The 12664-nt window shown below is 68.6% G+C and carries 10 protein-coding genes; 5 read left to right on the top strand and 5 right to left on the bottom strand.

Annotated elements, in window-relative coordinates:
* The 5 genes from AC08OV_RS14620 to AC08OV_RS14600 all read right to left on the bottom strand — a co-directional run.
* The coding region (locus tag AC08OV_RS14620; RefSeq protein WP_476619784.1) for a methylmalonyl-CoA mutase family protein at positions 1-1534 on the bottom strand (1534 nt) is incomplete at its 3' end.
* Between the two features lies 1 nt (position 1535).
* Positions 1536-2045: a MaoC family dehydratase gene (locus AC08OV_RS14615; RefSeq protein WP_011436585.1), complete on the bottom strand. Its 510-nt coding sequence runs from the start codon at positions 2043-2045 to the stop codon at positions 1536-1538.
* A gap of 57 nt (positions 2046-2102) precedes the next feature.
* Positions 2103-3302, bottom strand: a complete 1200-nt coding sequence (locus tag AC08OV_RS14610; RefSeq protein ID WP_476594094.1) for an acyl-CoA dehydrogenase family protein — start codon at positions 3300-3302, stop codon at positions 2103-2105.
* Between the two features lie 182 nt (positions 3303-3484).
* Positions 3485-4435, bottom strand: coding sequence for an HpcH/HpaI aldolase/citrate lyase family protein (locus AC08OV_RS14605; protein WP_462188323.1), 951 nt, complete (start codon positions 4433-4435; stop codon positions 3485-3487).
* A 371-nt stretch (positions 4436-4806) separates the two neighbouring features.
* Complete coding sequence (locus AC08OV_RS14600; protein WP_476619783.1) at positions 4807-6294, bottom strand: AMP-binding protein; 1488 nt, start codon at positions 6292-6294, stop codon at positions 4807-4809.
* A gap of 461 nt (positions 6295-6755) precedes the next feature.
* Here AC08OV_RS14600 and AC08OV_RS14595 point away from each other — a divergent pair, with 461 nt between their 5' ends.
* The 5 genes from AC08OV_RS14595 to AC08OV_RS14575 all read left to right on the top strand — a co-directional run bounded on the left by AC08OV_RS14595 (position 6756) and on the right by AC08OV_RS14575 (position 12509).
* Positions 6756-7061 carry a hypothetical protein gene (locus tag AC08OV_RS14595; RefSeq protein ID WP_476619782.1) on the top strand — a complete coding sequence of 102 codons (306 nt, stop codon included), beginning with the start codon at positions 6756-6758 and terminating at the stop codon, positions 7059-7061.
* A gap of 111 nt (positions 7062-7172) precedes the next feature.
* On the top strand, positions 7173-8891 hold the full coding sequence (locus AC08OV_RS14590; RefSeq protein WP_476613945.1) for a sensor histidine kinase: 1719 nt from the start codon (positions 7173-7175) through the stop codon (positions 8889-8891).
* Positions 8888-9388, top strand: a complete 501-nt coding sequence (locus AC08OV_RS14585; protein WP_476613944.1) for a response regulator — start codon at positions 8888-8890, stop codon at positions 9386-9388. Before AC08OV_RS14590 ends, AC08OV_RS14585 begins: the two co-directional genes overlap by 4 nt.
* 89 nt (positions 9389-9477) lie before the next feature.
* A complete protein-coding gene (locus tag AC08OV_RS14580) occupies positions 9478-11481 on the top strand; it encodes a response regulator (protein WP_476613943.1) in 2004 nt (667 codons plus the stop codon).
* A 44-nt stretch (positions 11482-11525) separates the two neighbouring features.
* Positions 11526-12509 (top strand): HAMP domain-containing protein, encoded by a 984-nt coding sequence (locus AC08OV_RS14575; RefSeq protein WP_476613942.1) that lies wholly within the window; start codon positions 11526-11528, stop codon positions 12507-12509.
* Positions 12510-12664: the final 155 nt, after the last annotated feature.

Here is a 12664-nt window from a genome sequence, read left to right as displayed (position 1 = left end):
CCCGCAGCGTGTCCCCCCACTCCCCCGTCGTGACCCCGGCCCGGGCGCAGGCCAGCGTGGCGGGAACCAGGTTCGCGTCCGTCCCGGCCGCCGCCCGCAGGCCGAGCAGCGCCTCCGTCACCGCCCGGTCGTCGCGGCCGGCCCGCCAGGCCGCCAGCTCCGCGCGGGTCGCCTCCTCCAGCGCCGGATCGACCGTCTGGATCGCGGCGGAAAGATCGACGAGCAGCGGATTCGGCTCGGTCTCGGTGAACCGGTTCACCCCGACGACAACGTCCTCACCGCTCTCGATGCGAGCCCGCCGCGCCGCCTGGGACGTCACCAGCTGCGACTTCATATAGCCGCTCTCGACCGCGGCGACGGCGCCCCCCATCTCCTGAACCCGGTCGATCTCCGCCCTGGCCGCGGCCACGAGCTGACCGACCCGCTTCTCTACCACGACCGAACCGGCGAACAGATCGTCATACTCCAACAGATCGGTCTCATGAGCGAGGATCTGCTGAATGCGCAGCGACCACTGCTGATCCCACGGCCGGGGCAGGCCCAGCGCCTCGTTCCAGGCCGGCAGCTGCAACGCCCGACACCGCGCGTGCTTCGACAGCGTCACCCCCAGCGCCTCCAGCACAATCCGGATGATGTTGTTTTCCGGCTGGGCCTCGGTCAGCCCCAGCGAGTTGACCTGCACCCCGTACCGGAACCGGCGCTGCGCCGGCTCCCGAACCCCGTACCGGGAGGTCAGCAACTCATCCCACAACACCGTGAACGCCCGCATCTTGCACATCTCCTCCACGAAACGCTCCCCGGCGTTGACGAAGAAGGAGATCCGACCACACACCTCACCCATCCACTCCGCGTCCGCCCGCTCCAGCTCCCCGCGGCCCGCCTCCGCCCGGCCCGCCTCCGCCCGGCCTACCGGGATCCCCCGCGCGGCGGCCACGGCATCGAGCACCGCGATCGCCGTGCACATCGAATAGGCCAGTTCCTGAACCGGCGTGGCCCCGGCCTCCTGCAGGTGATAACTGCAGATGTTGATCGGGTTCCAGCGGGGCAGCTCGGCCACCGTGTAGGCGATCAGGTCGGTGATCAGGCGCAGCGACGGGCCCGGCGGGAAGACATAGGTCCCCCGCGACAGATACTCCTTGATGATGTCGTTCTGGGTCGTCCCAGCCAGCTCCGCCGGATCGGCCCCCTGCTCCTCCGCGACCACCTGGTACAATGCCAGCAGCCACATCGCGGTGGCGTTGATCGTCATCGACGTGTTCATCCGCGCCAGCGGAATCCCGTCGAACAACCGCCGCATGTCACCGAGATGCGCGATCGGCACCCCTACCCTGCCCACCTCGCCACGGGCAAGGGCGTGATCCGGGTCGTAGCCCGTCTGCGTGGGCAGATCGAACGCCACCGACAGCCCGGTCTGCCCCTTGGCCAGATTGCGCCGATACAGCGCGTTACTCTCGGCCGGGCTCGAATGCCCGGCATAGGTGCGGATGATCCACGGACGGTCCCGCTTTGTCTCCGCTCGGCCCGCGCCCGCCATCTCAGCCTTCCGTCCGGGGTTCCGGCCGGCCAGGCTGCTCGCCGCCGCGCGCCTCGCCGTAGGCCCGCTTGGGCACCATGACCTTGCGGCGGTAGATGCAGACGAGGACGCCGTCCTGGTTGTAACCGCGGGTTTCGACGGTGACGATCCCGCGGTCGTCCTTGCTCTTCGACTCGACCTTGTCGAGGACGGTGGACTCGCCGTAGATCGTGTCACCGTGGAACACCGGCTTCACGTGCCGTAGCGACTCGACCTCCAGGTTGGCGATCGCCTTCCCGGACACGTCGGCCACCGACATTCCCAGCAGCAGGGAGTAAACGTAGTTCCCGACGACGACGTTCCGTTTGAACTGGGTGGTCTCCTCGGCGAAATGGGAGTCCAGGTGCAGCGGATGATGGTTCATCGTGAGCAGGCAGAAGAGATGGTCGTCGTACTCGGTGACCGTCTTGCCCGGCCAGTGCTTGTAAACCGCACCGACCTCGAACTCCTCGAAGTAACGCCCAAACTGCATCTGGAACTCCCTCGCCTGATCGCGGCACACTCAACTCGTCAGGGACGCACCAGCCCCTCAGCCCGGAAGCTGGTACTCCTTCAGCAGTGCCCGGCTGATGATGCGCTTCTGTACCTCGGAGGTCCCCTCTCCGATGAGCATGAAGGGGGCCTCCCGGTACAGGCGCTCGATCTCGTACTCCTTGGAGTAGCCGTAGCCGCCGTGGATCCGGAAAGCCTCGGTCGTCACCTCGTGGCAGTACTCGCTGGCAAGGTACTTGGCCATCCCTGCCTCGACGTCGTTGCGCTGCCCGTCGTCCTTCCTGCGGGCGGCGCTGACCATCATCAGATGCCCGGCCTCCACCTTGGTCGCCATCTCGGCGAGCTTGAACGCGATGGCCTGATGCTCCGCGATAGGCCGACCAAACGTCCGCCGCTGCTGAGCGTAGGCGATGCCCAGCTCAAACGCCCGGATCATAATCCCGCAGGCCCGCGCGGCGACGTTGACCCGGCCGACCTCCACGCCGTCCATCATCTGGTAGAAACCCTGGCCCCGGCCGTCCTCGCCGCCGAGGATCGCCGACGCGGGCACCCGATGGTCGGCCAGCACCATCTCGGTGGTCTCGACCCCCTTGTACCCGAGTTTCTCCAGCTTTCCCGGGATGGTGATCCCGCCGTGTGTCCGGAACCCGGGTTCCTTCTCCAGGAGAAACGTCGTCATGTTCCGGTAGACCGACTGGGCACCCTCGTCGGTCTTGACCAGGGTGGCGACGACGCCGGCGCGGGCGCCGTTCGTCAGCCACATCTTCTGGCCGTTGAGCACGTAGTCGTCGCCGTCCCGGTCGGCCCGGGTGGTGATCGCGGAAACGTCGGAACCGCAGCCCGGTTCGCTCATCGAGAACGCCCCGCGGAGCTCGCCGGTGGCCATGACCGGGAGCAGCCGCCGTTTCTGCTCCTCCGAGCCGTGCTGGAGGATCAGGTAGGCGACGATGAAGTGGGTGTTGATGACCCCGGAGACACTCATCCAGCCGCGGGCGATCTCCTCCACGACGAGCGCGTAGGTCAGCAGGGACTCGCCGAGCCCGCCGTACTCCTCCGGGATGGTGATGCCGAACAGGCCCATCTCCTTCATCGCCTCGATGATGTCCTCGGGATACTCATCCCGATGCTCGAGGTCGTTCGCATGGGGAAGAATCTCCTTGTCGACGAAGGTCCGTACCGCCGCAAGGATGTCCCGCTGCACATCGGTCAGACCGTCGGTCTGCGCGATCCTGCCCATGTTCCGCTCCCGTCGCTGCCCCCGATGCCTGAGGGGAGAGCAGAAACGCACTCAGGCAGCGGGATGGTTTCATCATGGCCACGCGCCACGCGCCACGCGCCACGCGCCACGCGCCACGCGCCACGCGCCACGCGCCACGCGCCACGCGCCGGGCGCGCCGATCCGCCCCGACTCGGGCGGATTCAGCCGACCGGTGGTTCGAACTTCACCGTACGCTGCATCCCCGCGGCGCGGCCCTTGCCCGCGACGACCTCGGCCATCTTCCGGCTCGCCTCGTCGATCATCTCGTCGCCGAGCATCACCGCACCGGTCAGACCGCCCGCGGCCGAGGTGTGCCAGGCATAGGCCTCCAGGATCAGCTCGGCATGGTCGTAGTCGGCCTGCCGGGGCGCGTAGATCTCGTTGGCCGCCTCAATCTGGCCCGGGTGCAGCACCCACTTGCCGTCGAACCCGAGCGCCGCGGACCTGCCCGCCACCGCCCGGAACCCGTCCACATCACGGATCTGCAGAAACGGCCCGTCGATCGCCTGCACCCCGCGGGCGCGCGCGGCCTCGAGAATCTTGAACAGCACATAGTGAAATGGGTCACCCGGATAGTCCGGACTGAGCGCCCCCACCACCAGCGACGGCATGTTCACCGACGCCATGAAATCCGCCGGGCCGAAGATGATCGTCTCGATCCGCGGGCTCGCGAACGCGATCTCCTTGACGTTCGACAGCCCCAGCGCATTCTCGATCTGCGCCTCGATCCCGATCCGGCCCACCTCGAGCCCCATGACCTTCTCGATCTGGGTGAGCAGCAGGTCCAGCCACGCCACCTGCTCCGCCGACTGCACCTTCGGCAGCATCACGCAGTCCAGGTTCGCCCCCGCGCCCTCCACCACCTCGATCACGTCGCGGTAGGTCCAGCGCGTGGTCAGGTCGTTGACCCGCACCACCCGGGTCTTCCCCGCCCAGGCGCCCTCGTTCAACGCCGCGACCACGTTCGCCCGCGCTGACTCCTTCGCGCCGGGAGCCACCGAGTCCTCCAGGTCACAGAACACCTGATCGGCCGGCAACCCCTGGGCCTTGCCCAGCATCTTCGGCGACGAGCCGGGAACGGCCAGACACGACCGGCGCGAACGCAGCGACATGACTACCCCACATCTCTCACAGGCCGGATCTCGATGAACGGACGAACACCCAGCGGACAGGGACATCGACGCGGAACCGAGGCTTCGTCATCCGTCAGCGCGGCCCCCGCACCCCCTACCAAGGGTCTCCACAGGTCGCTACCGCCCGATCACAGGAATCGCCCGGTAGCCCGATATTAGCCCATCCGATAATCTTGGATTGTGCATCTAGGTTTTATCACAGCCCCCCACGCCGGGCATCCGATTCGCGCTCACCATGTGCGCCACATTCGTCACCTTATGTAAGGTACAGGTAAGGTACCGGATCCGTCGGCACGGTGCCTCGGGCGCCGTCCGCCCTCGTCCCATGGCCGGGTTCGCTTCCGGTCGGATCAGTTGACCTGGCGCTCGTGGCCCTCCCAGTACGGGGCGCGCAGCTTGAACTTCTGCAGCTTGCCGGTGGCGGTGCGGGCAAGCTGGTCGCGGAACTCCACCGAGGTGGGTGCCTTGTAGCCGGCGAGCCGCTCCTTGCAGTGCTTGATCAGCTCCGTCTCGGTCGCCGTCCGGCCCTCGGCGAGCACGACCAGCGCCTTGATCGTCTCACCCCACTTCTCGTCGGGCACGCCGATCACCGCGACCTCGGCCACCGCCGGGTGGCTGAACAGGCAGTCCTCGACCTCGATCGACGAGACGTTCTCACCGCCGGTAATGATCACGTCCTTCTTGCGGTCACTGATCGTCAGGTGGCCCTCGTCGTCGATCACGCCGCCGTCACCGGTGTGGAACCAGCCGCCCACCAGGGCCCTGGCCGACTCCTCCGGCCGCTCCCAGTAGCCCGCCAGGACCACGTTGGAGCGGGCTAGCACCTCACCGGAGTCCGAGAGCTTGAGCGTGACGCCCAGAGCGGGCGCACCCGCACGGACGAGCTTGCCCGCGCGATCCTCGGGCGGCAGGTCGTCCCACTCCACGCGGGAACGGTTGATCGTGAGCAGCGGCGAGGTTTCGGTGAGGCCGTAGATCTGGATGAACTCCCAGCCGAGCTCCTCCTCGACCCGTTGGATCGTTTTGGTGGGCGGCGGAGCACCCGCGCAGATGACCCGCACGCGGTCGCGGCCAGGGACCTCGCCGTCCCAGTCCCGGACGGCGTCGAGCACGGCGTTGACCACAGCCGGCGCGGCGCACATCACGGTGACGCCGTGCTGCTCCACGCGGCGCAGGATCTCCGGGCCGTCGATCTTGCGCAGCACCACCTGCTGGACGCCGAGACCGGTCATGCCGAACGGCATGCCCCAGCCATTGGCGTGGAACATCGGCAGCGTGTGCAGGTAGACGTCGCGGTCGGTGACACCGGCGTGCAGCGCGAAGGTGACCGCGTTGACCCAGATGTTGCGGTGGGTGATCTGCACGCCCTTGGGCCGCGCGGTCGTGCCGCTAGTGTAGTTGATCGTGGCGGTGGCGTTCTCGTCCGGCTCCCACGGCGTGGGCTCGGTGTCGAAGCGGTAGAATTCGGCGTCGCTCTCGGCCCCCAGCACGAACTTCTGCCTCGCGGTCACGCCGGAGAGCCTCTCCTCCAGCTCGGGGTCGATGAGCAGTACATCGGAGCCGGAGTGCTCGACGATGTAGCTGACCTCCTCCGGCGAGAGACGGAAGTTCACCGGGACGAGCACCCGGCCGTACCCGCTGACACCGAAGAACGACGCGAGCAGGCGGGCGCTGTTGTGCGACACGATCGCGACGCGCTCACCGTGGCGCATGCCTAAGGCGTCCAGGCCCGCCGCCTGCGCACGGGCGGTCTCACCCAGGCGGGCGTAGGTCAGGTCCGGCCACGGCTGGGCGGGCTGGTCCGGTTCGTCCACGACACCGACACGCCTGCCGTACACCGCGACCGCTCGATCAAGGAAATCACGTGCACCGAAAGGCACCAACATCGCTGGCCTCCAGGGGGCTGTGGGCGGTGCTGCCGAACCTCACCGGTCGAATCGAGTGTGATCCCAAAGTGTAGGCACGGTAAACGGCGAGGGCTTGTACGCCGGCGACAGGCGCTTGCACCCACCCGCCACACGACGTCGGCGCGGGCCCGGTCAGGCCGCCGCCGTCGGTGCTGTCGAGCTGCTCGCAGTGTGGCTACGCCGGGTGGTTCGTGAGGAACAGGTTCGTTAGGAACAACTGTTTGCAATGTTCACCCAGGCAGCCTTGCCCGTTCCGGGCGGCGCAGTCGTCCGGACAAGCCGCGCGGGCATTGTGCTGGACATGCCGGGTGCGCCCGCGCACCGAAGTCGTCCGCGAGTACTACATCGACGACCTGCTGACGAGCTTAGGTGAGGATCGGGAGGAAACCCTGGTGTCTGCTTCTCTTCGGACAGCGACTGACGGCGACATCGATCGCCTGGCCGGCTTGCTTGCCACCGGCCACGACCTACTCAGCACACAGCCCCGCCCTCGCCTCGACAGCGGGTGGCTCCGCGGATTGCTCACCCAGCCCAGGTGGCGGGCCCTCCTCGCTGAGGACGCGGACCGGCTGCTTGGGGCCGCGGTCCTCGATGCTTCTTCCTGCTGGACCCGACCGCCCTCCGCGGCGCGCCTTGAGGCACTCGTGATCGCTCCCGAGACGCCGGCCGGCGTCGCCGAGACACTCGTGGGGCTCTGAGGTGGTCGCTGGTGGAGACGGCGTGAGGGCGGCGATCGCGGGTATCACGCAACGGTCATGTCCCCTCACGCAGAGCGGATCTTTCGATCGTGTTCGGGCGCTAGGAGAGCCATGAGCCCAGAGGGTCGCGGACCGGCCGAGCCGGTGCGGGTGGGTGCGGGCAGTGGGACACCGGTCTGGCCCGCCGGCGACGGTGCGCACGCGTCGCGGCTCGAGACCGTCGCCTCCTGGGCCGCCGTGTCCGCGATCGTGATGGCCGCGGTCGTGCTGCTCGGCTGGGCCCTGGACAACCGCGCGCTCACGAGCATCAGACTCGGCTGGCCGTCGATGAAACCAAACGGGGCCGTCTGCGGCCTTCTGCTCGGGTTCTCGCTGTGGAGCCGGCTCGGCCGGCGGCGAGCCGCCGTCCGGGCGGCGGGACAGGTGGCCGCCGCCCTCGCACTGGCGATCTCCGGACTGTCCCTTGCCGAGTCGGCCGTGGATCGGAATTTCGGCATAGACGAACTTCTCTTCACCGACCAGGCCACAACCTCGCAGTCTCACCCGGGGCGGATCGTGCCTTTCGGCGCGGCCATTCTGGCGCTGTTGTCGCTCGCCCTGCTGCTGTTCGATACCCGCCGGTGGCAAGGAAGGTACGTGGCCCAGGTCCTGGTCTGCGCCGCGGGGTTCATCTCCCTCACGGTGCTGCTGAGCTATCTGTACGGGGTCGATTTCACCTCCGGTTACACAAGGGTCGCCGTCCCGGCGGCGGTCATCACGCTGGTGCTGTCGGTCGGGGCAATGCTGGCACGGTTGGGTCATACCCCGCTGGCGATCCTGGCCAGCGCCGGGGCCGGCGGGGGCGTCGCCCGCCGGTTGCTGCCGGCCACGGTCATCGTCCCGGTCGTCGTCGGGACGATCGCGGTGGTGCTGTGGCGGCTCGGGCTCTACGGCGTCGCGTTCCGGGTTGCCGCAGTGGTCTCCTATACCGTGGTCATGCTGCTGGCGGTCACCGTCGGGATCTGCCGGCGGCTGGATCATGCCGATGCCGAACGACTGTGCGTCTCCGCCAATCTGGCCGCGGCCAACGAGCGGTTGGCGGGGACGAACACCCGGTTGGCGGAGGCGAACACGCGCCTCCTCGAGGCCAACAAGCGGATGCACGAGGCCATCGACGAGCTCGGCAGTTTCACCTACAGCGTCTCCCACGACCTGCGGGCGCCACTGCGGTCGATGAGCGGTTTCTCCCGGATCCTGATGGACGAGTACGCCGAGGACATGCCCGAGCAGGCCCGCGGCTATCTCGGCCGGGTGCAACGCAGCTCCGACCGGATGGGCGCGTTGATCGACGACCTGCTCGCCTTCTCCCGCCTGGGCAGGCAGCCCATGAGTAAGCGGGAGGTGGACCCGGCGACGATCGTGTCCGCGGTGCTGGCGGAGCAGGAGGGCGACCGCGCCGGCCGCCCGGTGCGGATCACCGTCGGGGATCTTCCCCGTGAGATGGCCGACCCGGCGTTGCTCAAGGTGGTCTACGCCAACCTGCTGTCGAACGCGGTCAAGTTCACCCGGGGCCGTGACCCCGCCCGCATCGAGATCGGCAGCCGCCACGAGGACGGGCGGGTGGTCTTCTACGTCGCCGACAACGGGGCCGGTTTCGATCCGCGGTACGCGGACAAGCTGTTCGGGGTGTTCCAGCGGCTGCACCGCTCGGAACAGTTCGAGGGAACGGGTGTCGGTCTCGCGCTGTGCCAGCGCGTCATCGCCCGCCATGGCGGGCGGATCTGGGCGGAGGCGGCGCAGGGGAAAGGCGCGACCTTCTTCTTCACTCTGAGCGAGGAGGTATCGGCGTGAACACCGAAAGACCGAATATTCTACTGGTGGAGGATGATCCCGACGATATCGAACTTACCCTGCACGCACTGCACACAAAGAATATCATGGCTTCGATCGAGGTTCTCCGGGACGGAGCCGAGGCGCTCGCCTTCCTCTTCCGTACCGGCCCCTACGCCGACCGGTCGCCGGACAGGGATCCGAAGGTCGTTCTGCTCGATCTCAAGCTGCCGAAGGTCGACGGCCTGGAGGTCCTGCAACGGCTGAAGGGTGACCCGACACTTCGGACCGTGCCGGTGGTGATGCTGACCTCCTCCCACGAGGAACGGGACATCGTGGCCAGCTACGACCTCGGAGTCAACAGCTACATCGTCAAACCGGTCGACTTCGACCAGTTCACCGAGGCGGTGCGGACGGCGGGAATGTACTGGCTACTGCTCAACCGGCAGTCCGCCCAGAGCGCCCAGAACACCCAAAGCGATGCCGATGCCGATGCCTCACCCGCCGCGGAAGGGTGAAGCGGCGGTCGGCTGAGCGGCGGCCGGCTATGTAGGTGGTGGCCGGCTGAGCGGCGGCGGGACAGGTGACGGCGGGACAGGTGCGCATGATGCCACGTATTCACGTCCTCATGATCGAGGACAGCGACGACGATGCCGTGCTCGTCATCGAACGACTGCAACGCGGCGGTTTCGAGGTGACCTACGATCGGGTGGAGGACTCCGAGGCGGCCGCGTCGGTTCTCCGTACCCGGCCTCCGGACCTGGTGATCTGCGACTACCACATGCCGGCGTTCGGCGCCGAGGCGGCCCTGACGCAGCTGCGCGCCAGCGGCCTCGACATCCCGTTCATCGTCGTCTCCGGCCAGGTCGGCGAGGAGACGGCGGCGGCCCTCATGCGGGCCGGCGCGCACGACTTCCTGCTCAAGGATCGCATGAGCCGACTCGTCCCCGCGGTGCAGCGCGAACTGCGGGAGGCCGACGGCCGGCGGAGACGACGGCAGGCCGAGGCCGCCCTACGGCGCAGCGAGGAGCGGTTCCGGCTGCTCGCCGAGCAGGCGACGGACGTCCTCTTCCGCTGCCGGCTGTGCCCGCGGGCCGAGGTCGAGTACGTCAGCCCGGCGATCAAGATGATCATCGGCTACCCGCCCGAGGACCTGTGCGGCCGCCCCGACACCCTGTTCTCGCTGGTCGACGAGGCGGACCGGCCCACCATCGAGGGCTCGTGGCGCACGGCGAACCCCGAACCGCTGCGGGTCCGGTGGCACCCGCGAGAGGGCGGCGAGGTCTGGACGGAGCAGCGCGTGGTCGGCGTCCACGACGACCAGGGCCACCTCGTAGCGGTGCAGGGCATCCTGCGTGACGTGACCGAGCAGGTCCATGCCGACGAGGAACGGGAGCGGCTGCGGCGCCAGCTGGATCAGACCGAGCGGCTGGAGTCCCTCGGCCGGCTCGCGGGCGGCGTGGCGCACGACTTCAACAACCTGCTCGGCGTGATCACCGGCTATGCGGAGATCGTCCTCGACACCCTTCCCGACGACGACCCGTGCCGGGCCGACATGGACGAGATCAGCCGTGCCGCCGACCAGGCCGCCGGACTGACCCGCCAACTGCTCACCTTCAGCCGGCAGGAGTCGTCAAAGCCGGAGACCCTCGACCTCAACGCGGTGGTCGAGGGGACGCGGAACCTGCTGCGGCGCACCATCGGCGAGGACATCGAGATCGTCACCCTCCTCGACCCCGATCTCCACCCCGTCACGATCGACCCGAGCAAGATCCAACAGGTGGTGATGAACCTGGTCGTCAACTCCCGTGCGGCCATGCCCGGCGGCGGCCGCCTCACCCTCAGCACGGCGAACCTGGACCGGGACGGCGGCCCGTCTCCCGCGGACCGCCCGGCCGCGCACGGGCGGCCGTCGCCGGAAGAACGCCCGAAGCGCGGCTGGGCGTGCCTGGCGGTCGCCGACACCGGGTGCGGCATGAGCCCTGAGGTGGTCCGTCGCGCCATCGAACCCTTCTTCACCACCAAGGGACCCGGTGAGGGGACGGGACTCGGCCTCGCCACCGTCTACGGGGCGGTCAAGACGGCCGGCGGCGAGGTCGACATCGAGTCCGAGGTCGGGAAGGGGACGACCATCCGGATCCTGCTGCCCGCCACGGCGAGGACCGGGTCCGCTCCCGTCGATGCCGCCCGGGACGATGCCGCCCAGAACGATGCCACCCGGAACGATGCCACCCGCGGGCAGGGGAAGACGATCCTCGTCGTCGAGGACGACGCGGCCGTGCGCGCCGTCACCACGCGCATCCTCGTGCGGTCCGGCTACCACGTCCACGAGGCGGGTTCCCCGGCCGAGGCCCTCGACCGGTTCGGTCCCGGGACGACGCGGATCGACGCCCTGCTCACCGACGCGATCATGCCCGGCATGACGGGCTACCAGCTCATCGAACAGTTCCGTCGGGCCCGCCCCGAGCTGCCGGTCATGCTGATGTCGGGCTACGCCGCCGACGCCGAGAAGTCCGTGGCCGGCTCGCCGCCCGGCGTCGCCCACCTCCAGAAGCCGTTCACCGCCCGCACCCTTCTCGACAGCCTGGAACGAACCCTGCACCCACGCTGACCGGCGGTGCAGAGGGTGCGGCCGGTGCCGGCGCACCACGGGCAATGCCAGATGAACCTCTGCGGGCGTCCGAGAACCCTGGCGTAGACGGTGACCCGGACCCCGTACCCGCAGCAGCCCAGACAGATCTGGGCCCGGACTGTCATCGGTCGAGACCGTCGACGGCGTTCGCGAGGATCGCAAGAGATGTCGGTGGGGATGCGACGGTACGCGGCCAACTGGCAGCCGAGCGGGCCGCCGCCTCGTCGTGGCTGGACGACTACGCCCACCCCGCGATCACCGGTGTCGCCCCTCCCCCGGAGGCAGGTAAGCATCTGTTCGACGCGTTCCGGGCGACGAACGCCTCGCTCGGCATCACCCTTGACCAGCTGCGTCACGACAAAACCGACGCGCTCAACCGGACCCTGGCCGTGACGATCAGGGTGATCGGCGGCCTGCTGGCGATCGGTCTGGCGGTGGGTACCCGGACCACGGTGATCACGACCCGATGCCTGGTCTGCCCGCTGCAGAACGTCACCGCCGCGGTGCGGTCGTTGGCCCTGGGACGGCTGAATACCCGCGTCACTCCCGCGCGGCCGCAGGAGACGCAGGAGGCGGGGAGGTCGATCAACACCCTCGCGGACCAGCTGGACCGGGTAGCGGTCGAACGCGCCCGCTCAGCCGCCGAGCTGCGAACGGCCAACGACGAGCTACGGGCGGCAAACAACGAGCTGGAGGCCTTCTCCTACAGCGTGTCTCGTGACCTTCGGACACCGCTGCAGGCTGTCAGCGGGTTCTCCAGGATTCTGGTCGATCAGCACGCTGCGGAGATGTCGGGGCAGGCCCGGGGCTATCTGGACCAGGCGTCGATGGTGGACCAGGCAATCGCCGCGCGGCTACGCGCGCTGCTCGCCCCGGATCGCGAGGTCATGGTCGCGCACGTGCAACTGCTGCAGGCCAAGAGCATCGACCTGCTCATCGCCTTCATCCTGCGTGGTATTGCCGGCGCTGCCCCGCAGGCGAGATGTGCTGCTGACGGGACCGGGTGAGCGTGCCGCTCGTGGGTGTAGGGCGACGAGGACGGCGATCAGGGGCACGGTGAGGAGGAAGGCGGCGCGCAGGCCGACGGCGGTGGCGATGGTGGCCAGGGCGGCGGGGGCGGTAAGGATGGCGACGCCACAGGCGAGGGCGCCCAGGGACGCGG

The sequence above is a fragment of the Frankia sp. CeTa3Moorea genome, assembly GCF_978021225.1.
This window is presented reverse-complemented; position numbering and strand designations above follow the sequence as displayed.